This window comes from Frondihabitans peucedani (assembly GCF_039537585.1).
Taxonomy (GTDB): Bacteria; Actinomycetota; Actinomycetes; order Actinomycetales; family Microbacteriaceae; genus Frondihabitans; species Frondihabitans peucedani.
On the sequence record NZ_BAABAU010000001.1, the window covers coordinates 760,444 to 786,205 of the forward strand.

24 protein-coding genes are annotated in these 25,762 nt (G+C 71.9%); 12 read left to right on the forward strand and 12 right to left on the reverse strand.

What is annotated here, in order from left to right; all coding sequences use genetic code 11:
- Nucleotides 1–139 precede the first annotated feature (139 nt).
- Together ABD733_RS03560 and ABD733_RS03565 are read left to right on the forward strand one after the other, a co-directional pair.
- Nucleotides 140–2,215, forward strand: coding sequence for a hypothetical protein (locus tag ABD733_RS03560; protein ID WP_344793651.1), 2,076 nt, complete (start codon nt 140–142; stop codon nt 2,213–2,215).
- 159 nt (nt 2,216–2,374) lie between these two features.
- Complete coding sequence (locus ABD733_RS03565) at nt 2,375–2,713, forward strand: DMT family transporter (RefSeq protein WP_344793652.1); 339 nt, start codon at nt 2,375–2,377, stop codon at nt 2,711–2,713.
- 242 nt (nt 2,714–2,955) lie between these two features.
- On the opposite strand, the gene ABD733_RS03570 is transcribed toward ABD733_RS03565, so the two are convergent.
- From ABD733_RS03570 to ABD733_RS03595, 6 genes are read right to left on the reverse strand one after another with little or no spacing between them, the layout of a single operon-like run.
- Entirely contained in the window at nt 2,956–3,555 is a 600-nt protein-coding gene (locus ABD733_RS03570) for a GNAT family N-acetyltransferase (protein ID WP_344793653.1), read from the reverse strand.
- Nucleotides 3,556–3,566: 11 nt separating this feature from the next.
- On the reverse strand, nt 3,567–4,283 hold the full coding sequence (locus ABD733_RS03575) for a uracil-DNA glycosylase (RefSeq protein ID WP_344793654.1): 717 nt from the start codon (nt 4,281–4,283) through the stop codon (nt 3,567–3,569).
- Nucleotides 4,284–4,290: 7 nt separating this feature from the next.
- A complete protein-coding gene (locus ABD733_RS03580) occupies nt 4,291–5,037 on the reverse strand; it encodes a Type 1 glutamine amidotransferase-like domain-containing protein (protein ID WP_344793655.1) in 747 nt (248 codons plus the stop codon).
- Nucleotides 5,034–5,576: a phosphoribosyltransferase gene (locus ABD733_RS03585; protein WP_344793656.1), complete on the reverse strand. Its 543-nt coding sequence runs from the start codon at nt 5,574–5,576 to the stop codon at nt 5,034–5,036. The genes ABD733_RS03580 and ABD733_RS03585 overlap by 4 nt, the downstream gene beginning before the upstream one ends.
- A 47-nt stretch (nt 5,577–5,623) precedes the next feature.
- Nucleotides 5,624–6,262, reverse strand: a complete 639-nt coding sequence (locus ABD733_RS03590; RefSeq protein WP_344793657.1) for an alpha-ketoglutarate-dependent dioxygenase AlkB — start codon at nt 6,260–6,262, stop codon at nt 5,624–5,626.
- 46 nt (nt 6,263–6,308) lie between these two features.
- The gene (locus tag ABD733_RS03595) at nt 6,309–7,889 is read right to left on the reverse strand and encodes an FAD-binding oxidoreductase (RefSeq protein WP_344793658.1); all 1,581 of its coding nucleotides are present in this window, start codon (nt 7,887–7,889) and stop codon (nt 6,309–6,311) included.
- A gap of 125 nt (nt 7,890–8,014) precedes the next feature.
- Here ABD733_RS03595 and ABD733_RS03600 point away from each other — a divergent pair, with 125 nt between their 5' ends.
- Together ABD733_RS03600 and ABD733_RS03605 are read left to right on the forward strand one after the other, a co-directional pair.
- Entirely contained in the window at nt 8,015–9,595 is a 1,581-nt protein-coding gene (locus ABD733_RS03600) for an outer membrane protein assembly factor BamB family protein (RefSeq protein ID WP_344793659.1), read from the forward strand.
- A complete protein-coding gene (locus ABD733_RS03605) occupies nt 9,592–10,383 on the forward strand; it encodes a transglutaminase-like domain-containing protein (RefSeq protein ID WP_344793660.1) in 792 nt (263 codons plus the stop codon). Before ABD733_RS03600 ends, ABD733_RS03605 begins: the two co-directional genes overlap by 4 nt.
- 66 nt (nt 10,384–10,449) lie before the next feature.
- Here ABD733_RS03605 and ABD733_RS03610 read toward each other — a convergent pair whose 3' ends face one another.
- The 3 genes from ABD733_RS03610 to ABD733_RS03620 all read right to left on the reverse strand — a co-directional run bounded on the left by ABD733_RS03610 (nt 10,450) and on the right by ABD733_RS03620 (nt 12,725).
- Nucleotides 10,450–11,247 carry an SDR family oxidoreductase gene (locus tag ABD733_RS03610; RefSeq protein WP_344793661.1) on the reverse strand — a complete coding sequence of 266 codons (798 nt, stop codon included), beginning with the start codon at nt 11,245–11,247 and terminating at the stop codon, nt 10,450–10,452.
- A gap of 107 nt (nt 11,248–11,354) precedes the next feature.
- Nucleotides 11,355–11,894, reverse strand: a complete 540-nt coding sequence (locus tag ABD733_RS03615) for a dihydrofolate reductase family protein (protein WP_344793662.1) — start codon at nt 11,892–11,894, stop codon at nt 11,355–11,357.
- 9 nt (nt 11,895–11,903) lie between these two features.
- Nucleotides 11,904–12,725 (reverse strand): aldo/keto reductase, encoded by an 822-nt coding sequence (locus tag ABD733_RS03620; RefSeq protein WP_344793663.1) that lies wholly within the window; start codon nt 12,723–12,725, stop codon nt 11,904–11,906.
- Between the two features lie 145 nt (nt 12,726–12,870).
- Here ABD733_RS03620 and ABD733_RS03625 point away from each other — a divergent pair, with 145 nt between their 5' ends.
- The 5 genes from ABD733_RS03625 (at nt 12,871) to ABD733_RS03645 (ending at nt 18,762) form a co-directional block, all read left to right on the forward strand.
- Complete coding sequence (locus tag ABD733_RS03625; protein WP_344793664.1) at nt 12,871–14,202, forward strand: bifunctional o-acetylhomoserine/o-acetylserine sulfhydrylase; 1,332 nt, start codon at nt 12,871–12,873, stop codon at nt 14,200–14,202.
- A 130-nt stretch (nt 14,203–14,332) separates the two neighbouring features.
- Nucleotides 14,333–15,538 (forward strand): homoserine O-acetyltransferase MetX, encoded by a 1,206-nt coding sequence (gene metX / locus ABD733_RS03630; RefSeq protein ID WP_344793665.1) that lies wholly within the window; start codon nt 14,333–14,335, stop codon nt 15,536–15,538.
- Between the two features lie 107 nt (nt 15,539–15,645).
- Nucleotides 15,646–16,797 (forward strand): sensor histidine kinase, encoded by a 1,152-nt coding sequence (locus tag ABD733_RS03635; RefSeq protein WP_344793666.1) that lies wholly within the window; start codon nt 15,646–15,648, stop codon nt 16,795–16,797.
- The gene (locus ABD733_RS03640; RefSeq protein WP_344793667.1) at nt 16,794–18,050 is read left to right on the forward strand and encodes a hypothetical protein; all 1,257 of its coding nucleotides are present in this window, start codon (nt 16,794–16,796) and stop codon (nt 18,048–18,050) included. The genes ABD733_RS03635 and ABD733_RS03640 overlap by 4 nt, the downstream gene beginning before the upstream one ends.
- A 34-nt stretch (nt 18,051–18,084) precedes the next feature.
- A complete protein-coding gene (locus tag ABD733_RS03645; protein WP_344793668.1) occupies nt 18,085–18,762 on the forward strand; it encodes a response regulator in 678 nt (225 codons plus the stop codon).
- Nucleotides 18,763–18,982: 220 nt separating this feature from the next.
- Here ABD733_RS03645 and ABD733_RS03650 read toward each other — a convergent pair whose 3' ends face one another.
- Nucleotides 18,983–20,227: an MFS transporter gene (locus ABD733_RS03650; RefSeq protein ID WP_344793669.1), complete on the reverse strand. Its 1,245-nt coding sequence runs from the start codon at nt 20,225–20,227 to the stop codon at nt 18,983–18,985.
- 211 nt (nt 20,228–20,438) lie between these two features.
- Here ABD733_RS03650 and ABD733_RS03655 point away from each other — a divergent pair, with 211 nt between their 5' ends.
- Nucleotides 20,439–22,127 (forward strand): GH25 family lysozyme, encoded by a 1,689-nt coding sequence (locus ABD733_RS03655; protein WP_344793670.1) that lies wholly within the window; start codon nt 20,439–20,441, stop codon nt 22,125–22,127.
- Nucleotides 22,128–22,231: 104 nt separating this feature from the next.
- Here the strand turns inward: ABD733_RS03655 and ABD733_RS03660 are convergent, their stop codons facing one another.
- Both ABD733_RS03660 and ABD733_RS03665 read right to left on the reverse strand, forming a co-directional pair.
- Complete coding sequence (locus ABD733_RS03660) at nt 22,232–22,549, reverse strand: thiamine-binding protein (protein ID WP_344793671.1); 318 nt, start codon at nt 22,547–22,549, stop codon at nt 22,232–22,234.
- Nucleotides 22,497–23,783: a glycosyltransferase 87 family protein gene (locus ABD733_RS03665; protein WP_344793672.1), complete on the reverse strand. Its 1,287-nt coding sequence runs from the start codon at nt 23,781–23,783 to the stop codon at nt 22,497–22,499. The genes ABD733_RS03660 and ABD733_RS03665 overlap by 53 nt, the downstream gene beginning before the upstream one ends.
- Before the next feature lie 76 nt (nt 23,784–23,859).
- Here ABD733_RS03665 and ABD733_RS03670 point away from each other — a divergent pair, with 76 nt between their 5' ends.
- Together ABD733_RS03670 and ABD733_RS03675 are read left to right on the forward strand one after the other, a co-directional pair.
- A complete protein-coding gene (locus ABD733_RS03670; protein WP_344793673.1) occupies nt 23,860–24,549 on the forward strand; it encodes a YceI family protein in 690 nt (229 codons plus the stop codon).
- A gap of 44 nt (nt 24,550–24,593) precedes the next feature.
- Complete coding sequence (locus ABD733_RS03675) at nt 24,594–25,760, forward strand: N(5)-(carboxyethyl)ornithine synthase (protein ID WP_344793674.1); 1,167 nt, start codon at nt 24,594–24,596, stop codon at nt 25,758–25,760.
- Nucleotides 25,761–25,762 lie beyond the last annotated feature (2 nt).

Below are 25,762 nucleotides of genomic sequence, written 5' to 3' on the forward strand. Positions count from 1 at the left end.
TCCGCGCATCCTGCGCTCCGTCGCACTCGGTCTCACGCTCGATCCGGGCATCACGCGCACTCGCGCTCCCGGACTCCGAGCACTCGAATCACGTGACGCACGCGATTCGGTCGATCCACTCGATTCAGGAGTCATCACCATGAACAAGTACGTCATCCGCGGGCTCGCAGGAGCCTGCTTCGTCGGGGGCCTCTGGGCCGTCGGCACGACCGCGGCCAGCGCCGCGACGACGACCGGGCACGACGGGCTGCTCTCGGGCACCCAGGTCGCGGCCGCCGTCTCGGCACCGGTCAAGGTCACGGGAACCGCAGTCTCGGGCATCGGGCACGCGGTCAGCCGCGGGTCTGTCGCTCCGGCTGCGCCTGCTGCGCCTGCTGCTCCTTCTGCTCCTGCTGCGCCTGCTCCTTCCTCGGCTCCGGCTGCGCCCGCTGCCGCTCCGCGCACCTCGGGCATCTCCGGGATCCTCTCCGGCACCCAGGGAATCGTCTCGGTGCACGTCCCGGTGACCGTCTCCGGGAACGCCGTCTCCGTGGTCGGCCACAGCTCGAGCGCGGGCAGCTCGTCGTCGGCTCCCGCCGCCTCGGTGCCGGCTGCTCCGGCACCCGCCCCGACCACCTCGGGCTCGCACGGTGTCGCCTCCGGCACGCAGGCCGCTCCCGTCGTGTCGGCTCCGGTGACGGTCTCCGGCAACAGCATCTCGGTGCTCGGCGACTCGTCCTCCACGGGGTCGAAGACCACGACCCCCGGCGCAGGATCACCGGCCCCCACCACGGCCACGACCTCCGGCGACTCGTCGGTCGCCTCGGGCAGCCAGGCCCTCATCGGTCTCGACGTCCCGGTGACGCTCTCCGGCAACGGCATCTCGGTGCTCGGTGACTCGTCGTCGTCCGGGTCGTCGACGGCCGGCTCGTCGACCACGGCCCCGGCCGCTGGATCGGGTTCGGGTTCGGGCAGCTCGTCGCCCTCCACGTCGGGCTCCGGCTCGGTCGCGGGCGGCACGCAGGTCGTTCCGGGCGTCAGCGTCCCGGTGGCCGTCGGCGGCAATGCCGTCTCGGTGATCGGCGACTCGCGCTCGTCGGGCAGCAGCACCTCGGTGCCCACCACGGGTAGCGATTCGACAGGTGCTGCGACTGGCACCGGTACCGGTAGCACCTCCGGCTCCGGCTCCGTCCTCGGCGGCACGCAGGTCGTCCCCGTCGTCGGGCTCCCCGTCACCGCGGGCGGCAACGCCGTCTCCGTGATCGGCGACTCGTCCTCCACCGGCAGCTCCACCACCGGCGGCACCACCACCGGCACCACGGGATCCGGCACCGGCACCACCACCACCGGGTCCGGCTCGGTCCTCGGCGGCACCCAGGTCGTCCCCGTCGTCGGCCTCCCCGTCATCGCGGGCGGCAACGCCGTCTCCGTGATCGGCGACTCGTCCTCCACCGGCAGCTCCACCACCGGCGGCGGCACCGGCACCGGCACCACGGGATCCGGCACCACCGGCACCACCACTGGGACCGGCTCGTTCCTCGGCGGAACGCAGATCATCCCCGCCGTCGAGCTCCCCGTCACCGCGGGCGGCAACGCCGTCTCCGTGATCGGCGACTCGTCCTCCACCGGCAGCTCCACCACCGGCACCACGGGAACCGGCACCACGGGATCCGGCACCACCGGCACCACCACCGGGTCCGGCTCGGTCCTCGGCGGAACGCAGATCATCCCCGTGATCTCGCTCCCCGTGACCGTCGGCGGCAACTCGGTCTCCGTCATCGGCGACAGCGACACCACCGATCCGACGACCGGCACCGACCCCGCCGGGCCGACGGGACCCACCGGACCGACCGGACCGACCGACCCGACCATGCCGACCGACCCGACTGTCCCCACGGACCCGACCGGCCCGACCGGACCCACGGACCCGACCAGCCCGACCGACCCCGGCACGCCCGTCATCACGACACCGTCCGGACCGTCGAACACCGGCAACACCGGCTCCGGCACCAGCACCGGCACCACCTCGGGCACCGGCACCTCGGTGACCACCCGCGGGATCGACACCGCCGCCGCTGACCTCACCACCGCCGGCCTGGCCGCCGGCACTGTTCCCGCAGCGGACGGCTCCCTCGCCTTCACCGGCAGCGCGTCGCCCGTCGCACCTCTGACGGCGGCGATCCTGCTGCTCCTCGGAGGGCTCGGACTGGTGCTGCGGCGCCGCCTGCGTCGGTGATCAGTCTCCGCTGATCCTGCGCTCGCTCGAATCGGCTCGCCTCGCACGGGGCGGGTCGATTCGGCGCGCCCGCCCATCCCGCGTTCACCTGCCGCCACTACTCTCGGGACGCCGCCGACACCCGGACCGGCGCCCCCACCCCGACGGAGGACGACGCCCATGGGATACCTGTTCCTCGCCCTGGCGATCGCGAGCGAGGTGGTCGCGACCACGTTCCTGCGCGTGGTGAGCGGGCCGAATGCTCCGTGGTGGCCCTACATCGTCGTGGCGGTCGGCTACGTGCTGTCGTTCGTGATGCTGTCGCAGACCCTGCGGGCGGGCGTGCCGCTGGGGATCGCCTACGCCGTCTGGGCGGGGGTCGGGGTGGTCCTGGTCGCTCTGATCAGCTGGCTGGTGTTCCACGAGCCGCTCACCCTGCTGCAGATCGGCGGCGTCGTGCTCGTCATCGCGGGCGTCGGCCTGCTCGAGCTCGGTGGTGCGCGCCCCGCGCAATCCTGACGCCTGCCACCCCCCCTTCCGCCGAGATCGCACTACCTGTCGCCCGCGGGCACCCCGAGGCGACAGCTACTGCGATCTCGACGCAGGATGCACGCCCGACTACCCGCGCACACCCCGAGATCGCACTTCGACACACGAAACCCGGGCCGAACCCCGTCGAACTGCGATCTCGAGCAACCAAACCGAACCGAACCAGCACCGCACAGCACCGCACCGCACAGCCACGACCACCCAGCCCGCACCTACCCCCGCGGCCTCTTCAGCTTCTTGAGCGACTTCTGCATCATGACGGTCCCGAGCCAGCGGTCGAACTTGAAGCCGACCCGGCCCATGCGGCCGACCTCCTTGAAGCCGTAGGAGGCGTGCAGCCGGATCGACGCGTCGGCGTTCTTGTCGGCGATGACGGCGATGATCTCGCGGATCCCGGCCTCGCGGCACGCCTCGATGAGCGCGCCGAGCAGGGCCTTGCCGAGACCCTTGCCGGTCGATGCCGGCCCGAGGTAGATGCTGTCCTCGACGGTGTAGCGGTACGCGGCCTTCGCCTGCCACGGGAACACCATCGTGTACCCGAGCAGCTGCCCGGACGGCGACTCCGCGACCAGGATCGGCATCTCGAGCTGCTGCAGCCGAGCGTACTTGGCGCGCCAGTCGCGGATCGTCATCGCCTTCTCGTCGAACGTGACGGTCGAGTTCGCGACGTAGTGGTTGTAGATGTCGCGGATCGCGGGCAGGTCTTCGGGGACCGCTGGCCGGATCTCGAACGAGAACGGCGTCTCGGGTCGAGGCGCCGGCTGGAGGGCGCGCGGCAGTCGGCGTCGGGGCTGGTATTCCTCTTCGAGCACGATTCAGCCTGTCACGACCGCGGGGCGGACGCATCCGCAGGCAGCCGCCAGTCGACCGGCTCCCCGCCCTGCGCGACGAGCAGCTCATTCGCCCGGCTGAACGGCTTCGACCCGAAGAACCCGCGCGACGCCGACAGCGGCGACGGGTGCGCCGACTCGACGGTGGGCACGTCGCCGAGCCGCGGCTTCAGCGACAGCGCGTCACGCCCCCACAGGATCGCGACGAGCGGGCCTCCGCGGGCGACCAGCGCGTCGATCGCCTGGTCGGTCACCGCCTCCCAGCCCTTGCCTCGATGGGACGCGGGCGTCCCGGGCCGGACGCTCAGCACCCGGTTGAGCAGCAGGACGCCGTTCTCGGCCCACGCCGTCAGGTCGCCGTGGGGCGCGGGCGGCACGCCGAGGTCGTCGCGGAGCTCGCGGTAGATGTTGCCGAGGCTCCGCGGCACGGGTCGGACGTGCGGGTCGACGGCGAACGAGAGGCCCACGGGGTGGCCCGGGGTGGGATACGGATCCTGCCCGACGATCAGCACCCGCACGTCGTCGAACGGGTAGGTGAAGGCGCGCAGGATCAGGTCGCCGGCCGGGAGGTACGCGTGACCCGCTGCCACCTCGCCCCGCAGGAACTCGCCCATCGCTGCGACCTGTCCGGCGACCGGCTCGAGAGCCCTCGCCCAGCCCGGGTCGACGAGGTCGGCGAGCGGTCGCGGGGCTGCGGGGGCGCTGCTCACGACGGGCTCACTCCACCGCGAGCGTGCCCACGGACACGCCGACGATCTCGCCCGACTCGTCGTCGATCTGCGGCTCGACGCGCCAGACGCTGCCGGTGCCGAGCACGACGAGGGCGCCCTCGCCGACGACCAGCGAGGTGTTCTCGTCGATCGCGACGCCGCCGGTGACCATGCCGGCCTCGGTGGCGGCGATGAGGCGCGTCAGCGTGCCCCACTGCGCGGCGTGGACGTCGATGGCCAGGTCGACGAGCCCGAGACCCTGCACGAGGGTGACCTCGTCGAGGTCTTCGGAGGAGTCCTGCGGGCACACCTCGACGCCGCCGATCCGGTAGCCGCCGAGGATCGCCGTGTCGGCGGCGATCATGGCGCCGGCCGAGAAGCCGAGGTAGGGCAGGCCGTCGCCCACGAGGAGGCGGATCTGGTCGACGAGCGGCACGATCGCCTCGAAGTACGCCGGCGTCATCCCGCCGCCGACGAGGAGCCCGTCGATGTCGGAGAGGACGGTCGTGTCGAAGACGTCGCTCGAGACGACCTCGGTGACGAGCGGCTCGCACGGCCCGATCGCGGCGAGGAGTGCGGGGAACCCGGTGCGGTAGTCCTCCGAGGGCACGTCGTCCTCGACCACGATGAGCACGGCGATCCTGGGCACCTGGCGGCCGACCCGGCCGGCGCGCGTCGCGGCCTCGGCGACGAACAGCTCGTAGACCTCGCTCTGGCCGCTCGACCAGCCGCCTCCGACGAGGTGGATGCTCACGTGGACACCGTCACCGGGGGCAGGGCGCTCCAGGGGAAGGTGATCCAGTCGGCCGTGTGGCGCCAGACGTGGTCGGGCTCGAGGATCGTGCGCGGCTTCGAGTAGAGGCAGACCGTGTGGACGTCGGCGCCGTGGCCGCGCAGGATGTCGCGCACCAGCTCGAGGGTCCGGCCCGAGTCGGAGACGTCGTCGGCGAGCAGGACGCGCTTGCCGGCGAGGGCCGGGGCGTCGAGGGCCGGGGGCAGGATCACGGGGCGGTCGAGGACGCTGCCGACCCCGGTGTAGAACTCCACGTTGATGGAACCGCACATCTTGGTGTCGAGGGCGTACGCGATGCTGCCCGCGAGGACGAGGCCTCCGCGGGCGATGGCCACGACGACGTCGGGGCGGAAGCCCGAGGCGAGGACGTCTTGAGCGAGTTCTCGCGCCGCCTCTCCGAATTCGAGCCAGCCCAGGATCTCGCGCGAGGAGTCTCGCGAGGGGGCTTCAGGGGCTTCGGCGCCGGGTTCGAGCGGACTTTCGTCGGGAAGGAGAACCATCCCCCAACCGTAGTGGGAGGGACCGGATCGACGCGACGCCGGATGCTTCAGGCGGACCTCGACCAGAGCGGCCGGAACTGGATGCTGATGCGCGGCCCGACGGCCCTCCGGGTCTTGGCGATCGAGTGCTCGTGGGTGCGCTGGGCACTGCCGCCCATGACGAGCAGGTCGCCGTGGCCGAGCGGGAACCGCCGCACCTCGCCTCCCGACCGGGAGCGCACGGCCAGCACCCGCTCAGCGCCGACCGACGCGATCGCGACCATGGTGTCGCGGTCGATCGCGTCGCCGACCTTGTCGCCGTGCCAGGCGATGCTGTCGTCGCCGGTGCGGTAGAAGCACAGTCCAGCGGTCTCGAAGACCTGCTGCGGCGGACGGCCGTAGTGGTCGTTCAGGGCCTCCTGCGCCTCGTGGAGCACCGGGTCGGGCAGCTCGGCCCCCGGCCCGAACCACGACACCAGCCGAGGCACGTCGACCACGCGGTCGTACATCTCGCGCCGGTCGGCCTTCCAGTCGACCCGGTCGACGAGGCGCTCGAACAGCGCGTCGGAGTTCTGCACCCAGCCCGGCCGGAGGTCGAGCCAGGCGCCCTCGCCGAGGTCGATCCGCTCGACGTCGGCGCCGAGCGGGCCGAGCTCGGGCTCGGCGTCGAGGTCGTCGAAGAGGGAGGTCTGGAAGGAGAGCGACATGCTCCGAGTGTAGCCGATTGTTCGAACACGTGTTCGAACGACCGCCTCAGAGAAAGTGCGGCTGGCGGAAGACCGACGCGGCGTCCGTCGCCTTCCGGATGGACTGCATCCTGCTCAGGTTCGCTCCGAAGTAGCTCTCTCCGGGCGACGCGAGCGAGGCGTCGACGTAGTTCACGTAGGACGCCTCGCCCCACTCGGGCACGAGCGCCTCGCGGAACGACCGGACGTAGGCGTCGAAGCTCGACGGGTCGACCCCGTCGGCGAAGGTGGAGGTGTACTGAGCGCTCAGGATCGCGTCGCGGTGGACGAACGCGGTGTCGCCGGCCGCCACCCTCGAGACCGCTCCGCCGAGGGCGTCGAGCGAGATGCCGCCCTCGGTCAGGCCGACGACGTCCTGCGCCGCCTCGACCTTCGCGAGGAGCGTCTGGATGCCGTCGGCGGAGAGCGCGACGGTCGGCAGGCTCGATGCGCCCGACTCCGAGACGCGCTTCAGCACGCCGCCGTCGCCGGTCGTGCAGGCCGACGCCTTCTGCCCGGCGCACCCCGCGTAGCGGAGCATCGCGTCGACGTAGTCGTGCGATGTCGCGACCGACGTCAGCGGCGCGGTGCCGACCGAGGTGAGGAAGGCGGACAGCTGGGCGCTCACGGGCCCGTCGCCGGTCCAGGTGCCGGAGACCGTGACGACCGGGCCTCGGGGATGCGTCTCGCCGCCGAGCAGCTTCAGGGTCGACCAGAGCCGCTCGTCGGCGGTCGGGGCCCACTGCTGCCACGCGGCCACGACGTCGGCGGCGGCCGACCACGGGAACGTCAGAGCCCACATGTCGACCGTCGGCGCGGCCTGCGTCTGGAAGGTCAGTCTCGTCACGACGCCCACCGAGCCGCCGCCTCCGCCGCGGCACGCCCAGAAGAGGTCTGCGTCCTTCGCGGCCGAGGCCTGGTGCACGACGCCGTCGGCCGTGACGATCTCGACGCCGGTGAGCTGGTCGCAGGTGAGGCCGAACGACCGCGACAGGACCCCGACCCCGCCGCCCAGGGTGAGGCCTCCGACGGCGACGGTGCCGCAGGATCCTGCGCCGATCGCCCTGCCGCGGGCGCCCAGCGTCTCGTACACCAGCGCGAGGGGCGCTCCGGGGCCGATGTCGACGGTCGAGCCGTCGTCGGAGAGCGTGATGCTGCGGAGCCCGGCCGTGTCGATGACGAGGGAGGGAGAGACGTCGGTGCCGCTCGCTCCCCCGGCGGACCAGCCGGCGTAGTTGTGGCCGCCGGAGCGGACGGCGAGGGGGGTCTTCGAGTTGCGGGCGAAGGCGAGGCCGGCGGCGACGTCGGCGGCCGAGGAGGCCAGCAGGATGCCGAGGGGTGCGGCGTCGTCGAAGCGGGGGTTCTCGGTGAGCTTCGCGGTGCCGTAGCCGACGCTCGACGGGCGGAGGAGGGTGCCGGTCGCCGCTGCTGCGAGGGCGGCCCAGGTGGAGGGGCCCCTGTCTGCAGCAGGGGTGGTGGAGGCGGCGGGCGAGGGGGCGCGGGTGGTGCAGCCGGCGAGGGCGAGGGTCCCGACTCCGGCGAGCGCGCCGAGCCCTGCGAGTCCGGTGACGAAGGTGCGGCGGCTGGGGCCGCTGGTGTCGAGGGGCACGGGTGGTTCCTCACGCTGATCGGGTCTGGGGCTTCCGGCCCCGGCGTTCCGACCCTACGTCGGACGGCAGCGGCGGCCGGTTGCACGCGCCCGAATAGCATGAGGACATTCGGCGAGGGAGCGGCATGGACGGCGACGGGACCAGGTGGGCGCCTCCGCGGCCCGGCCGGCCCTCGAGCCTCCGGGCTGTGCGCGATCCTGCGGGCTCGTCCGGCTCTGCCCTGCGGAGCGCAGCGGGGTCGGCGGCTGCACGGTCGGTGCGGGCGAGCCCACACCCGAGGCGCCGCCTGTCGACCGCGCGCCTGGTGCTCGTCGCCTACCTGGCGGGGGCGGCCGTGGTCGCGCTCGTCGTCGGGGGCGGAGCGGCGCTCCAGCCGGTGTACGGGTCGGACGAGCCGTACGGCGGGACGACGTTCCAGGAGGTCCGGCAGAGCCCGTCGCCGTCGGGCTGGTCGGTCCCGTTGGCGGAGGAGTTCGCGCCCGGCCTGCCGACCGACTGCCCGGGCTTCCGCGCCGGCGGCGTCGACGCCCGCCACGAGATCGTGACCGCGACGCTGCCGCCTGCGGGCTCGACGGGGTCGGATGCCGCCTGCGAGGTGTCGAGCCCGTCGACGCCCGGGCACCTCGTGATGATCGATCCTCAGACCGGCAGGATCACCTGGCGCCGCAGCCTCGAGCGCGACCTCGGGATGCAGGTCTTCTCCGTCGTCTGGCACGCGTCGCGCTCGGCGGGCGCGGTGGTGGTCGGCGTCGCCGGCTCGCGGGGCGACTACCTGCTGTCGCTCGACACGGCCACCGGCCGGACCGTGAGCAGCACACGGGTCGACGCACCGGACGACGCGATCAACTTCGCGGTGTCCGGCCGGCTCGTCGTGAGTGTCGCGCCCGACATCGGCGGCGCGGTCAACACGTACAGCCTGCGCAGGATCGACCGGCTCGGCGACCGGCTCTGGAGCCGCTCGATCTCGTCGGTGCTGTTCCCGCAGCTGCTCCCCGACCGGCTCGTCGTGCCGCTCCCGGACCGGACGGTGTCTGTGGACGGCGCGACCGGGGCGGAGACGGCGTGGAAGCACGACCTCCGGGATCTCGAGGGGGTGCGGGTCTCGGGCGAGACGGTCGTGGCGCAGACGGTGCCGAAGGGCGTCGGGCTGCAGCCGTCGGTGGTGCTGCTGGACCGCACGGGGCGGACCCTCTGGTCGCGGCCCGCGCCGTCGATCTCGGGGCTGACCGTGTCGCGCGGCTGCGTCGTCCTGGAGACGGGCTCGGAGCGGGTGACCTGCCTCGATCCTGCAGACGGTCGGGCCCGGTGGTCGACCGCGGTCGCGGGCTCCGTCGTCGGGACGCCCGAGGGGTCGACGACGAGCGATGTCGAGACCATCGGCCCGGTGCACGCGAGAGACACGGCGCTGACCGTCTCGGAGCTCGACGGCGAGTCGGGGCGCGTCCGGTTCCAGACGTCGCTGCCGCGGGGGGCCGCGGTCGTCGGCCAGTCGACGGCGACGGGCTACGCGCTGGGCACGAGCTCCGCGACCGGCGCGTCGACACTCCTCGCGTTCGATCTCGCGTCGGGCCGGACCCTGTGGACCCTGTCGCGCGGACAGCTCGACGTCTGGGGCGGGCGGCCGGTCGAGATCACCCGCCGGGGCGTCGCACGGGAGCTCGTCGACGGCCGGGGCGAGCCGGGCCGTGGGATGCTCGTCGGATGAAGCGAAGCGCATTCTCCCGCCTGGTCGTGAACGCGCGTTCGGAGGCCGAGCTCGTGCTGTCGATCGCCGCGAGCGAGGGTCAGGACATCCGGGAGGAGCTGTCGATCCGCGCGGGCGGCCGCACTCTCGAGCCGCGCGAGATCGTCGACGACCGCGGGACCCGCCTGCACGTGGTCCGGGTCGGGGCCGGGCGCGTCGAGATCGACTACCGGGTCGACGTCGAGGGCCGGCAGGATCCCATCGGCCTCGCCGACCTCGACGCCATCCAGTACCTCCGCCCCAGCCGCTACTGCGAGTCCGACACGCTCTTCCCGACGGCGAAGAGCGAGTTCGAGGGCCTGGAGGGCCGCGACCTGCTGTCGGCGGTGTCGTCGTGGGTCGGCACCCGCCTGTCGTACGTGCCCGGGGCGAGCGCGCCGACCGACGGCGCCGTGCAGACCTACCTCGACCGCCGGGGCGTCTGCCGCGACTACGCCCACCTCGTCATCGCCCTGCTGCGAGCGCGCGACGTCCCCGCTCGCCTGGTGTCGGTGTACGCGCCGGGGCTCGCGCCGATGGACTTCCACGCCGTCGCCGAGGCGCTCGTCGACGGGGCCTGGCACGTCGTCGACGCGACCGGGCTCGCTCCGAGGCAGACCCTGGTCAGGATCGCGACGGGTCGAGACGCCTCCGACACGGCGTTCCTGTCGTCCTCCGGCGGCTGGGTGCAGCTGCTGGAGCTCGAAGTGGGTGCCACTGCCGACGTGCTCCCCCGCGACGACGTGCGCGACTTCGTCTCGATCGGCTGAGGTCGCCGATCCGGCGCTCCTCGCCGATGCGGCGGCCTCACCGGCGCCGTCGTCAGCTGCGCGTCATCAGCCTCGCGTCGTCAGCTCGCCCCGGGTGAGCTTGTACGGCTGCGCCTGCGCGACGGGCTTGACCGTGACGAGGTCGAGGTTGACGTGCGGCGGCAGCTCGACCGCGTGGACGACGGCCTCGGCGACGTCGTCGGCGGTGAGCGGGGCGACGACGCCCTCGTACACGGCGTCGGCGCGGGCCTGGTCGCCGTCGAAGCGCACGAGCGAGAAGTCGGTCTTGACCATGCCGGGAGCGATCTCGACGACGCGCAGGGGCTCGCCGTTCAGCTCGAGCCGGAGAGCGGCGACGAGGGCGTGCTGGGCGAACTTGGCCGCGTTGTAGCCGCCGCCCTTCTCGTAGGCGATGTGCCCCGCGATGGAGGTGATGGTCACGATGTCGCCGGAGCCCGCCTCGTCGGCCCCGCGCCGGAGCGAGGGCAGGAGGGCCGAGACGGCGCGTTTCGTGCCGAGGACGTTGACGTCGTACATGCGCTGCCAGTCGTCGAGCGAGCCCTCCTCGACGGTGTCGAGCCCGAAGGCGCCGCCGGCGTTGTTGACGAGGACGTGCAGCGGACCGGTCTCCTCGACGTGGCGCCGGAGGGCCTCGATGTCGGCGTCGCTCGTGACGTCGGCGCGGAACCACGACGCCCCGGTCTCGTCGGCGAGCGCCCGGAGTCGGTCCTCGCGTCGGGCGACGGCGACGACCTCCCACCCGTGCTCGCGGAAGAGCCGGACGGTCGCCTCACCGATGCCCGAGCTCGCCCCGGTGACCAGTGCGCGCCTCGGCGCCGCCTTCTCTGCTGTCTGCTGCGTCATCCTGCGCTGTTCCTTCCGCTGCCGTCCGTGTGGTTCACACGCTAGCGGTGCGAAAGGCAGCCCGTCCGCGCTCTCCACAAGCGGCCGTGGCAGCACGGGCGGCTGTGTCAGCCGACGCGGTAGCGGGTGTAGACGGTGCCGCCGGTGAAGCGCCGCTCGTCGAGGAGGGTGAGCGAGGACGAGAAGCCGTCGGGGAAGAAGCGGGTGCCGCCGCCCGCGAGGTGGGGCACGGCCAGGAGCTGGACCTCGTCGACGACGCCCGCCTCGAAGGCGGCTGCTGCGAGGGTCGGGCCGCCGATGGACGCGACGCCCGGCAGCTCTGTGACGAGCGACGGGTCGAAGGAGCGCACGAGCGTCGTCCGTGGGGCGTCGACCGCCTCGAGGGTGGTCGAGACGACGATCTTGTCGGCCTCCCGCCAGCCGGCGGCGAACTCCGCGGCGACGTCCGAGAGGCCCTCCGGCGGGGCGTCCCAGAACGACATCACCTCGTAGAGCCGCCGGCCGCAGAGGTATGTCGACACCTGCCGCTCGAGGGCGTTGACGAACGCGTGGACCTCGTCGTCGGGCTCAGCCCAGGCGAAGGAGCCGGAGGCGTCTACGACATACCCGTCCGCCGAGAGGATGCCGGTGGCGACGAGGGCGGCCACGATCCGCGCCTAGGCCTCGGTGTCGACGAGCGAGTCGAGGGTCTCGAGATCCTGCGCCTCGATCTCGAAGTCGACGTCGGCGTTCTCGACGATGCGCGACGGCGTCGTCGACTTCGGGAGCGGCAGGACGTCGTGCTCGAGCAGGTAGCGGATGCACACCTGGGCGACCGAGCGGTCGTACTTCGCGGCGATCCTGGTCAGTTCCGGGTGGTCGAGGATGGCGCCGGTCGCGAGCGGCGAGTAGCCCTCGACGAGGATGTTCCAGGTCGTGCAGTACGCCGTCGTGTCGGGCTGCGTGTTGCCGACGAACCAGCGGATCTGGTTGACGTGGGGCACCACCTCGGTGGCGTCGGTGAGCGACTCGAGATCGGCGACGTCGAAGTTCGACACCCCGATGGAGCGGCTGCGGCCGTCGGCGTAGATCTCCTCCATCGCCTTCCAGACGGCGATGTTGCCGTCGCGGTGGTCGGAGCCCATGTCCGACCACGGCCACGGCGCGTGGATCAGGTAGAGGTCGACAGGGCCGACGTCGAGCAGCGACATCGTCTTCTCGAAGCTCGCCTTCGCCTGGTCGTGGTCCTTGATCTCGGCCGGGAGCTTCGTCGTCACGAAGATGTCGTCGCGCGGGATGCCGCTGTCGCGGATCGCACGGCCGACGCTCTGCTCGTTGCCGTAGGCCGAGGCGGTGTCGATGTGGCGGTAGCCCGCCTCGAGGGCCGTGGTCACGGAGTCGTAGGCGGGAGCGCCGTCCGGGATCTGCCAGGTGCCGAAGCCGATCCTCGGGATGAGGACGCCGTTGGAGAGCGTGAAGGTGTCGGTGAGAGCTGTCATGCGGGCGACGCTACTCGCGGGCGTTACGCCCCGTGTCACCGCCGTTGCGGCCCCGAGGCCCCCTCCCTAGGCTCTCCGGCGACGGCCCGATCGACGCGGACGGGCAGGAGTCACCCGAGAGACCACCCGACCCGAGGAGCACACCATGGCCGACCACAGTGCCGACTGGAAGTTCGAGACCCAGCAGATCCACGCCGGGGCGCAGCCCGACCCGACGACGCACGCGCGCGCCACTCCCATCTACAAGACGACCTCGTACGTCTTCGACAACTCCCAGCACGCGAAGAACCTCTTCGCGCTCGCCGAGTTCGGCAACATCTACTCGCGCATCATGAACCCCACCCACGACGTCGTGGAGCAGCGGATCGCGACGCTCGAGGGCGGCTCCGGAGCCCTCCTGGTGTCGTCCGGTCAGGCGGCCGAGACCCTCGCCGTCCTGAACATCGCCCAGGCCGGCGACCACATCGTGTCGTCGTCGTCGATCTACGGCGGCACCTACAACCTGTTCAAGTACACCCTCGCTAAGCTCGGCATCGAGACGACGTTCGTCGAGAACCAGGACGACGCCGACGAGTGGCACCGCGCCGTCCGGCCTAACACGAAGCTGTTCTTCGCCGAGACCATCGGCAACCCGAAGATCAACATCCTCGACATCTCGCTGGTGTCGTCGATCGCTCACGAGAACGGCGTCCCGCTGATCGTCGACAACACGATCGCCACCCCGTACCTCATCCGCCCGTTCGAGCACGGCGCCGACATCGTCGTCCACTCGGCGACGAAGTTCCTCGGCGGCCACGGCACCGTCATCGGCGGCCTCATCGTCGACGGCGGCCGGTTCGAGTGGTCGAAGAACGTCGAGAAGTTCCCCGAGCTCACCGTGCCCGATCCCTCGTACCACGGCGCCAGCTACACCGGCGCGGTCGGCGACCCGCTGGCCTACATCATCAAGGCCCGCGTCCAGCTGCTCCGCGACCTCGGCTCGTCGAACTCGGCCGACACCGCGTTCGCGCTCATCCAGGGCATCGAGACGCTGTCGCTCAGGATCGAGAGGCACGTCCAGAACGCGCAGGAGATCGCGGAGTGGCTCGACAGCCGCGACGACGTCGCCAACGTGTTCTACGCGGGCCTCCCGACGAGCCCCTGGTTCGCCGCCGCCGGCAAGTACGCCCCGAGGGGCGTCGGTGCCGTGCTCTCGTTCGAGCTCAAGGGCGGGGTCGACGCGGGAGCCGCCCTCGTCGACAGCCTGAGCCTCTTCAGCCACCTGGCGAACATCGGCGACGTCCGCTCGCTCGTCATCCACCCCGCCTCCACGACGCACTCGCAGCTCACCCCCGAGCAGCAGCTCACCACCGGCGTCACCCCCGGCCTCGTGCGGCTCTCGATCGGCCTCGAGAACGTCGACGACCTGAAGGCCGACCTCGCGGCCGGCTTCGAGGCAGCCGCGTCCGCGACCGCGGCGTCCCTCCGCAGCAGCTAGGCGTCCGGCACACGCACTTCGGCCCGAGACCCGCGTTCCCCGCGGCGACTCGGGCCGAACTGCGTGTGCGACCGCCCACGTGACGTAACAGTCAGGCGAGCGCTGGCCGTTGTTGCCATGCTTGAGCCAAATGGACTGGCAGACGACCCCCGAAGACACCGTCCCGTCGAGAGTCATCACGGAGCCGGCCCGGATGGCCATGCTCGGCAAGCCTCCGGTCACCGGGGCCTGGCGGGAGGGCGACCCGGTCGGCGGACGCCTCTTCGTCACGCTCGACGACCTGCGTCTCGAGAGCGGCGAGATCCTGCCGAAGCCCCGGATCGCCTACGAGACCTTCGGCCGACGCGCCGCCGACGACTCGAACGTGGTGCTCGTGCTCCACGCGCTCACCGGCGACAGCCACCTCGCCGGCCCTCCGGGCGACGGGCACGCGACCGCAGGATGGTGGCCCGGCATCGTTGGCCCCGGCCTCGCGATCGACACCGACCGCTGGTTCGTCGTCGCCCCCAACATGCTCGGCGGCTGCCAGGGCTCGACCGGTCCGGCCTCGCTCGCCCCCGACGGCGTCGAGTGGGGCTCCAGGTTCCCGCGCCTGACGATCCGCGACCAGGTCGAGGCACAGGCGCGCTTCTCGGACGCCCTCGGCATCGACCGCTGGCAGGCCGTCGTCGGCGGCTCGATGGGCGGCATGCACGCCCTCGAGTGGGCCGTCACCCACCCCTCCCGCGTCGAGCGGCTCGCTGCGCTGTCGACCACGGCCCTGTCGAGCGCCGACCAGATCGCGCTCAACACCGTGCAGATCGAGGCGATCCACATGGACCCGGGCTACGAGGGCGGCGACTACTACGACGCCCCCGGCGGCGAGGGCCCCTACCGCGGCCTCGCCCTGGCCCGCAGGATGGCGCTGCTCAACTACCGCTCCCCCGACGAGCTCAACGCGCGCTTCGGGCGCACCTGGCAGAGCGAGCTGTCGCCGCTGACCGGGCGGGGCCGGTTCGCCGTGGCGAGCTACCTCGACTTCCACGGCAACAAGTTCACCCGCCGATTCGACGCCAACAGCTACATCGCCCTCGTCGGTGCGATGAACTCGCACGACCTCGGTCGGGACCGCGGCGGGGTACAGTCGGCGCTCCAGCGGATCACGGCCCGAGCGCTGATCCTGGGCATCGACAGCGACCGGCTGTTCCCTCCGGACGACCAGCGCAGGATCGCGGACGGCCTGCGTCCGTCGTCGAGCCCCGGAGCAGTCGTCATCTCGAGCGAGTTCGGCCACGACGGGTTCCTGATCGAGAACGAGGTGGTCGGCGACAACCTTCGAGCACTGCTTGAAAGGTGAAATCTCCTCGCGGCTTGCGCGCCGCGACCCCAGCAGGGGGACAACTTGTGGAACGATGGGTCTAGGCGCCCCCTCGGGCGCCCCTCCTCACCATCCCTTGGACTCGCATGGACCTCTTCGCCCAGGAGCGTGATCGCCTCCTCCGGACGACGACACGCTTTCTCGGCATCGCGTGCACCGTGGTGTCTCTCGTCGCGCTGAGCTATCCCGGCGTCGCCGACCTGCCCCGCCAGCTGATCGTGACCGCGGTGTGCCTCGTCATGATCGCGATGCTCGTCATGATCGGCCGGAGCGGCAGGATGCTCTGGGTCGTGCTCGGAATGGCCACCGGCCTGGTCGCGGGCGGCGTCGCCCTGGTCCCCGGCGGCATCGACGGTCCCCTGGCGACCGCGGTCATCCCGCTGGTCGGCGGAGCGATCGCCTCGTTCACCCTCCTCCTGTCGTCGTCGACGAAGCGCGTCGTCCTCGCGGCCGTCACCGCCGCCATCGTCGTCGCCGAGGTCGTCGTCGGCACCGGCAGCATCCTCAACGTCCAGGTCGCCGCGGTCCTCCTCGGCTGGGTCCTCTGCTTCGTCGCCGGCTTCTGGATCGGCAACAGCGTCCCCCGCGCCGCCCGCCGCATCTACTCCATCGGCAATGCGCACCGCGCTGAGCGCCAGGCCTCCGAGACCGAGGCGCAGCGCCGCCAGGGCGCGAGACTCCTCCACGACACGGTCCTCGCCACCCTGACCCTCCTCGCCCACTCCGGGTTCGGCGTCACGCCCGACGCCCTCCGCGCGCAGGCCGCCGAAGACGCCCGCCTGCTCCGTCACCTCCGCCTCGGCTCGACGCCCCAGCCGCAGTCGTCCGGCGACTACAACCTCGACACCACCGAGGAGAGCCCCCTCGGCCAGACCCTCGAGTCGGTGAAGCAGCGCTTCGGCCGGATGGGCCTCGAGGTCAGCTGGCACGGGACCGGCCAGGTGCTGCTCCCGACGCACGTGCTCGACGCGTTCCTGCTGGCCCTCGCCGAGTGCCTCGAGAACGTCCGCCGGCACGCCGGGGTCACCGAGGCCCACGTCACGATCATCCACGACGAGACCATGGTCCGGGCGATGGTCACCGATGCCGGCGTCGGCTTCGAGCTCGGCGGCATCTCCGAGGAGCGCCTCGGCTTCAAGGAGAGCGTCGTCAACCGGCTCCGCGAGGTCGGGGGCGGCGCCCGCCTGTTCTCGGCGCCGGGTGCCGGCACCACCGTCGTCCTGGAGGCCCCGCGTTGAGCATCGACGAGAACACCCTCGGAGTCCCGCGTCACCGGCGCGCCGCACGCGGACTCCCCACCTCGTCGACGGGAGCGCGCTCGCTCCGCCAGGCCCAGCAGGCCGGCGCGACCCTCGGCACCGGCTACCTCGGCATGGGCGCTGCCGCCGTCGCAGCCGTGCAGGCCATCTACGGCCTCATCTTCTTCCTGGTGCACCTCTCGCAGTACCCGGTGGCCGCGCCCGCGATCATCGCCTGGCTGATCTACCTGGCCGCGTTCATCGGGGTCGTCGCCCTCGTCGCGATCCAGGGCGAGCGGCTGACCGGCGTCGTCATGATCGGCCTCTGCGCCGCCCTGGCGCTCGTGGTCGTGCTCGACTTCGTCGCGATCTGGCCGCTCCACGACATCGGCGCCTACGCGACAGCGAGCGTCTCCGTCGGCTTCGGGCTCCTCCCCCTGGTCACGCTCCGGCCCGCCCGCGAGCTCGCGATCGCGGCCGGTGTGCTCCTCGTCCTGTTCGTGGTCGCGGTCGCGCTGACCACGCCGCTCACGCGCGAGACGTTCCCGCAGCAGGTGTCGGTGATCGCGATCGCGATCCTGCCCTCTGCCATCGCCATCTACGCGGTGCAGCGGTTCCGGCACATGGTGCAGATCGAGCTCGACCGCGTGCTCGTGCAGTCGACCGTCACCCAGCCCCGGTTCGCCGTCGGCATGCTCGCCAGCGACGAGCTGGCCCGCCTCGACCTCGCCGCCGAGAAGCTCCTCGACGGCGTGGCGACCGGCGACGTGCCGCTCCCCCTCGAGCCCCAGGTCGCCTCGACCGCCGCCTCGCTCGCGACCGAGCTGCGCCTCCACCTCATCGAGGGCCGCCGCGAGACGTGGCTCTACCACGCCGTGACCGAGTCCGAGTACCTCGGCCGCGCCGTCAAGCTCGCCGACCCCTCCTCGCTCGCAGGGCTCCTGACGCCGGAGCAGCGCGACGGCCTCCTGCAGGCCGTCTGGCTCCTCCTCGGCGACCGCCGCACCCGCGCGACCGGCACGAGCATCACGCTCACCCTCGGCCCCATCGGCACGGCGAACTCGATCGCGTCGCTGGCCGGCCGCACCGTCGAGGTGCCGATCGACCTGACCTCCACCGGCCTCCGACGCAACCGGGTCACGCCCGCCGCCTGGAACGCGCTCGGCCGGGTCGGCGACTTCCAGACGTCGACGCACCAGGGCAGTTTGCGGCTCGCCATCCGGTGTTCGGTCGAGAACCCCGCCGACTCGTAGCATTAGCCAACTCCTCATCGAAAGAGAGACACCCGTGCCTGACTCCGAAGGACGCATCCGCCTCGCCCTCGTCGACGACCACAAGATGCTGCTCGGTGCCCTCAGCGAGTGGATCCGAGGCGCCGCCAGCGACATCTCCATGGTCTGCGCCGTCGCGTCCTGGCCCGAGCTGCTGACCCACCCCGAATTCCCCGTCGACGTCGTCCTCCTCGACCTCGACCTCAAAGACAACCTGCCGATCTCGCTCAAGATCTCGACCCTCAAGACCGCCGGCGTGAAGACGGTGCTCATGAGCACCTACTCCGAGCCCAACGTCGTCCGCGAGGCCCTCGCGGCCGGCGCCCTCGGCTACCTCGTCAAGAGCGAGGACGCCGAGATGATCGTCGAGGCGATCCGCACCGCGTCGAACGGCGAGTCGTACATCTCGGCCGAGCTCGACCTGGCCCTGAACGCGGCCGAGGTCGGCGGCGTGCCGAAGCTCTCCGCGCAGGAGCGCCGCGTCATGGCCCTCTACGGCGGCGGCGAGCCCGTCAAGGCCGTCGCGTACCAGCTCGGCATCTCGGAAGAGACCGCCAAGTCGTACCTCAAGCGCATCCGCGAGAAGTACCGCGTCGCCGGCTACGACGTCGGCACCAAGGTGGCCCTGCGGAAGCGCGCCATCCAGGACGGAATCCTGCTGCAGACGGACGACGCCGCTCCGGCCGGGTTCTGACCGCAGGATCAGCCCCGCGCACCCCACGAGGGCCCGCCCCGCGCTCCGGCGTCGGGCGGGCCCTCGTGCGTGTGCGCGTGCGTGGTCGTGTTCGCGTCGCGAGCTCGGGTGGGCGGGTGCTCGCCGCATCCGGCGGGCCTCCGGAGACCCGCCTACTGCTGCGAGCACCCGCCAACGCACCGCCGCGCGCCGGGCGCGATCCCGAGCGCGCCCGCGCCCGCTACGCCCGCACGGTCCGGATCGCGTCGGTCGCCGACGCCACGGCCTCGGGCCGCCGGCGCTGCACGGCGAAGCTCACCACGGTCAGCACCACGCCGAGCACGGCGAGCGCGACGCCGACCCAGGCCGGCGCCCCCACCCCGAGGCCCGCGCCGATGACGGCGCCGCCGAGGTAGGCGCCGAAGCTGTTGCCGATGTTGAACGCCGAGTGGTTGAGGGCGGCCGCGATGATCTGGCTGTCGCCCGCCACGCGCATGAGGCGCGTCTGGATGGCGGGCGAGATCATCGACGAGGTGAGGCCCAGGAGGAACGCGAAGAAGAAGATCCCGACGAGCGAGTGGGCGGTCAGCCCGTAGCCGACGAGCGCCACGAGCAGGCCGGCGAACCCGATGAAGATCGTGTTCCGGATGCTCTTGTCGGCACCCCAGCCGCCCAGGAGGTTGCCGATCGTCATCCCGACGCCGACCCCGACCAGGACGAACGGCACGACCGACTCCGACGAGCCCGTCCCGACGGTCACCGCGGTCGCGATGTAGCTGTAGACGGCGAAGAAGCCGCCGAAGCCGATCGCGCCGATCCCCATCACCAGCCACACCTGCGGCTTCGTGAACGCGTTGAGCTCGCGCCGGATCGACGCCCCCTCCGACGCGGGCTGCGGCGGCAGGGCGAGCGCGACGGCGGCGAAGGTCGCTGCGAAGATGAGGGCGACCGCGACGTAGGCGACGCGCCATCCTGCCGCCTGTCCGAGCGCCGTGATCAGCGGAACGCCCACGATGTTCGAGATCGTGAGCCCCGACAGGACGAACGCCACGCCCTTGCCCTTGTTGCCCGGGCCCATGAGCGACGCAGCGGCGAGCGAGGCGATGCCGAAGTACGCGCCGTGCGGGAGCCCCGCCGCGAACCGGGCCAGGAGCACGAGGCCGAAGGTCGGCAGGATCGCTGACGCCACCGTCCCGACCACGAACGCCGCCAGGAGGCAGAGCAGCAGCTTCTTCCGCGGCACGTGCGACGTGGTCGCGGCGATCGTGGGCGCGCCGACGACGACGCCGAGGGCGTAGGCGCTGATCAGGAGGCCCGCGTGGGCGGTCGTGGCCTCGGCGGACTGCGCGTAGGCGGTCGGCATGAGGTCGCGGGCGATGTTCGGCAGGAGCCCCATGGCGACGAACTCGGTGGCGCCGATGGCGAAGCCGCCGAGAGCGAGCGAGACGAGCGCGAGGCGCCGGCGGCGCGCGGAGACAGGAGGCACGGCGAGACCTTTTCGTCGAAGAGGGAGGTGGGGAACGGCTCTTCGTCGAGTCGTACGAGGCGATCCGGTCGGCGGACGGCGCCCTTTCATCCTAGGTCGGCCGAGCGATGTATTTGTTCCCGTGCTCCACGAAATGGCGGCGCGAGTGCCTAGGCTCGTCTCCGACGGCGCTTCCGACCACGGCGCCGCGCGACCTCCTGGGGGCTCCACCATGTCTGTGATCCGTCGAAGCCGCGCCACCCGCGCGGCTGCCAGCACTCTCGCCCTCGCGGCGCTCACCGGCGGCCTGCTCGTCTCGGTGCCTCTGTCGGCCTCGGCGGCGCCTGCGCCCTCCGCCGTCCCGTCGTCAGCTCAGCTCGCGCGCTCGGGTGCCGGAGCAGCGGGCATCTCGCCCGCGCTCTCGAAGACGGCCGCCGCGGCCGCGCCCCTGGCTCGCCCCGCCGGCGTCCCGGGCTTCGACATCTACGAGGGGTCGGTCGGCAAGACCGGCAAGGCTCTCACCGCAGCCGACTTCACCGCCGCCGCCGCGAACGGGGCGAAGTTCGCCTACATCAAGGCCAGCGGCGGGATCGTCCGGACGAACGCCCAGTTCGATGCGCAGTACGCCGGCGCAAAGGCCGCCGGCCTGCTCGTCGGCACCTACTTCAAGGTGGCGCCGAACACCTCGAGCGGCGCCGCCCAGGCCGACTTCTTCGCCGCCCACGATGGCCAGTGGCATAAGGGCGGCTGGACGCTGCCGCCGATGATCGACATCGAGGTCAACGATCCGTCCGGCAAGAACAACGGCCAGAAGGGCGTCCCCGCCTGCTACGGCCTCGCTCCCGCCGCGATGCTCGCCTGGATCAAGGCCGCCGCGACCGAGACGGCCGCGAAGACCGGCCGAGCCCCGGTGCTCTACGTCGGCAAGGACTTCGCCGACCAGTGCCTCGGCGCGACCACCGGCCTCAGCGCCTACCAGCTCTTCGCGCCGAACTACTCCGAGAGCCCGGCCGCGGCAGGCCTTCCCGCGTCGTGGGCCTCGTTCAGCTTCTGGCAGTTCTCGCAGGCCGAGAACTCCCCGCTCCCCGGCGACCAGGACGTCTTCAACGGAAGCCTCACCTCACTGCACCTGCTCGCCGACCCCACCTGGGGCAGCGGCACGAAGACCTCGGTCCGGAAGCACGACTACTCGGGCGACGGGAAGGCCGACGTCCTGACCCGCTACGGCGACACGCTCCGCATGTACCGCGGCAACGGCAAGGGCGGCTTCATCAACTACGCCACCGTGCTCTCCAACGTCAAGAGCCTCACCGCGCTCGTGGCGCCCGGCGACCTGAACGGCGACGGCGTGCCCGACCTGCTCGACCGCCGCAGCAACGGCGCGAGCTACTTCTACGCCGGCAAGAAGGCCGGCGGATTCCTCGCCCCGAAGGCCGCGGCCACCGGCATGAACACGATGAACCTCCTCACCGGCGTCGGCGACTTCAACGGCGACGGGAAGGCCGACCTCCTCACCCGCGACACGAAGGGCGTCCTCTGGCTCTACGTCGGCAACGGCGCCGGGCAGTTCTCCGGACGCGTGCAGATCGGCTCCGGACAGGCCTCGGTGAAGCAGATCGTCGGCGTCGACAGCTTCGGCAGCGGTCACGCCAAGGGGATCGTCACGAACGACAGCAGCGGCACCGTCCGCTTCTACCCCCGCACCGCCACCGGCTTCGGGACGAGCACCGTCATCGGCACCGGCTGGACCGTCTACAACACGCTGGTCTCCCCCGGCGACCTCACCGGCGACGGAGTGAGCGACCTCCTCGTGCGGCGCTCGTCGGGCGAGATGTCGCTCTACGCCGGCACCGGCGCCGGCAAGCTCAAGGCCCGCGCCGTCGTCGCGACCGGCTGGAGCCCGTTCACCTGGATCGGCTGATCCGGGCGGCTCCCCCGCTCCCGACCGCGAAAACGGCTCCCGACCAGCACCATCTGTGGTCGTGAGCCGTCTTCGTGGTCGGAGCCCCCGGCCGAACGGCCGAGCTATGAGCGGTCGCGCAGCGCCCGCTCCAGCCGCTCGACCTTGCCGTCCAGCTCGCCGCTGTGCCCGGGCCGGATGTCGGCCTTCAGCACCAGCGAGACGCGGCTGCCGTAGGCGCCGACGGCCTCCGCGGCCGCCTTCACGACGGCCATGACCTCGTCCCACTCGCCCTCGATCTCGGTGAACATCGACGAGGTGCGGTTGGGCAGCCCCGAGTCGCGGACGACCCGGACGGCGGCAGCGACGGCATCGTGGACGGAGTCGGGCTCACTCCCCGCGGGAGCTCCCCCGCTGGGCGACAGGCTGAAGGCGACGATCATGGCTCGATCCTGCCACCCCCGGCGCCGCGTCGCGCCCGGCGCGGACGACGCCCGCCACCGCCACCGCGAGGAGTGCGGCGAGCAGCCCGTTCCGTGCCGTGATGACGAGCACCATCCAGCGCTCCGCGAGCACGAGCGCGTCGTAGCCCCACGGGTAGATCACCTGAGTCAGGGCGGCGATCAGGCCGGTCAGGATCGCGGGCACCGCGAACGACCGGCCGCCCTCCCGGGCGAGCACCAGGCCCAGGATCACGGGCACCGCCAGCCACCCCTCGTACTGCGGCGACCCCACCTTGTTCGTCACGATGAAGGCCGTCGTCAGAGCGAGCGAGAGCGGCGCGAGGAGCTCGAGGGCCGACGCGCCACGCCGGGTGGCCCACGCCCCCGCGGCGACGACGCCGAGGAGGACGACGGCCATCACCGGAGTCATCAGTGCGGCCGTCGTCGCCGTGCCGGGGCCCGACACCTGGTAGGTGAGCAGCCGCCGGTCGAACGCGGTGGAGACCCCGGACGCTCCCACGGCCTCCAGCCACAGCCAGAACGTCGTCACCGGAGCCTCGAGCTGCAGGCCGCGGCCGGTCTGCTGCCCGACGAACCCCGTGATCACGCGCCAGGTGCCACCCACCGCGAGGGCCGCGAGGACGACGACGACGCTCGTGCCGAGGGCGCCGGCGGCAGCCGCGATCCTGCGCTTCGACGCGATCAGGACGGCGAGCAGCAGCGCCGCGGGCCAGACCTTGATCCAGGTGGCCAGGGCCAGCAGGATGCCAGCCAGCACCGGCCGGCGAGACAGGGCGAGCATCCCGGCGAGCGCCAGCGGGATCGTGATGCTGTCGATCCTGCCCACCGCGATCGGTCCGAGGAGGAGCAGGAACGCGAGCCACCACCAGCCGACCGCGAGGGTCCGGGTGCCGCCGCGCGTGAGGAGCGCGAGCGCGAGGGCGTCGAGGACCGCGACGAGCAGCAGCCAGGTCGCCGAGTAGTGCGCGATCCCGAACGCGGCGGCGAGGAGCATCGGCAGGAGGGCGACGGTCGGGTACACCCACACGTGCTGGAGTCCGACCCAGCCGCTGCCGGCGGTGCCGGCCGCGATCCAGTCTCGGTAGACGGTCGAGACGTCGTTCAGCGGGGTGTGTGGTCCGGTGAGGACGGCGACCGAGAGCCACAGGTGAACCGCGACGAAGCCGAGCCAGAGGGCGGCCGCTCGGACGGCGGGGCGGTCGGCGAACGGCATGCGCACCAGGGTACCGAGAAGTGCACGCTGCGAACGTTCCCAGGGCCCGGCAAGCGGGACGCGCCACCGTTGAGGCATGAAGAAGAAGACAGGAATCCTCCTCGGGGCCGGGATCGCCGTCGTGGTGCTCGGGACGACGGCCGCCATCGCGGGTCCGATCTTCTACCGCGACGTCGTCGTCGGGAAGCCCGCGGCCGCTCCGACCGTCGCGGTCACCCCCGGCTCGTCGAGCCTCACCGCTGCCGATCTCACCGGTTCCTGGGACGTCGCCTCGGGAAGCACGGCCGGCTACCGCGTCAAGGAGGTCCTGAACGGCACCGACGTGACCGTGGTCGGCACCACCTCGAAGGTCGACGGCACCGTGACGTTCGACTCGGGGTCGATCTCCGCCGCCGATGTGACCGTGTCGGTCAAGGACATCGCCACCGACAGCAGCAGCCGCGACGAGTACTTCCGGACCTCCGCCATGGAGACCGACATCTACCCCGATGCGACCTTCCGACTGACCTCGCCCGTCTCCGACACCGGGCTCACCTCCGGCAAGGTGTCCTCCTTCACGGCGACCGGCACGCTGACCCTCCACGGCGTCACCAGGGAGGTCGAGGTGCCGATGAAGGCGGCCCTCGCCGGCACGGGCGCCGAGGTGAGCGGCTCGGTGCCGATCACGTTCTCCGACTACAAGGTGACCGCGCCGAGCCTCGGCTTCGTCACCGTCCAGAAGACCGGCTCGGTGGAGTTCCTCGTCAAGGCGCGACCCGCCTCCTGATCCGTGCGGTGCCGGGCTCGGCCCACCGGCCTCTAGGCTGCACCATGACCGAAACGGAAACCCCGACGACCCTGCTGCGCCTCGGCGTGCTGGCCTCGTCCCGTAAGCCCGACGAGCGCCGCGTGCCGATCCACCCGGCGCACCTCGAGCGCATCGACGCAGACCTCCGGGCCCGCATGGTCCTGGAGCGCGGCTACGGACTCCGCTTCGGGGTGCCGGACTCCGACCTCGAGCCCCTCGTCGGTGCCATGGTCGACCGCGACGAGGTCATCGCGCTGTCCGACGTCGTGCTCCTGCCCAAGCCGCAGGCCTCCGATCTCGAAGACCTCCGCGACGGCCAGGTGCTCTGGGGCTGGCCCCACTGCGTGCAGGATCGCGAGATCACGCAGCTCGCCATCGACAAGAGACTCACCCTCATCGCCTGGGAGGCGATGAACCACTGGCAGGCCGACGGCGGCTTCGGCCTCCACGTCTTCCACAAGAACAACGAGCTCGCCGGCTACTGCTCGGTGATTCACGCCCTGCAGCTCTGCGGCTCGACGGGCGACTACGGCCGCCGCCTCAGCGCCGTCGTCATCGGCTTCGGCGCGACCGCGCGCGGTGCCGTCACGGCCCTCAATGCGCACGGCATCCACGACGTCCGGGTGCTGACGAACCGCGGCATCGCTGCGGTCGGCGCACCGATCCCCTCCGTCGACATCATCACCTTCGAGCACGACGACGAGAACCCCTTCGACAGCACGGTCCACGCCGAGGACGGCCCGCGGCCTCTCGCGCCGTACCTCGCCGAGAACGACATCGTGGTCAACTGCACGCTGCAGGATCCGAACGCGCCGCTCACCTACCTCCGGACCTCCGACCTCGGCGCGTTCCGCCCCGGCAGCCTCATCGTCGACGTCTCCATCGACGAGGGCATGGGCTTCGAGTGGGCGACGACGACCACGTTCCGCGAGCCGATGATCACGGTCGGCGAGACCACCAACTACTACGCGGTCGACCACAGCCCGTCCCTCCTCTGGAACTCCACCTCGTGGGAGATCAGCGAGGCCCTCCTGCCGTTCCTCCGCGTCGTGATGGAGGGCAGGACCTCCTGGGCCTCCTCCGAGACGATCCGCCGCGCGATCGAGATCGACGAGGGGATCGTGCAGAACGAGGCGATCCTGACCTTCCAGCACCGCGGCCCCGACTACCCCTACGAGGCGCGAGACTGAGG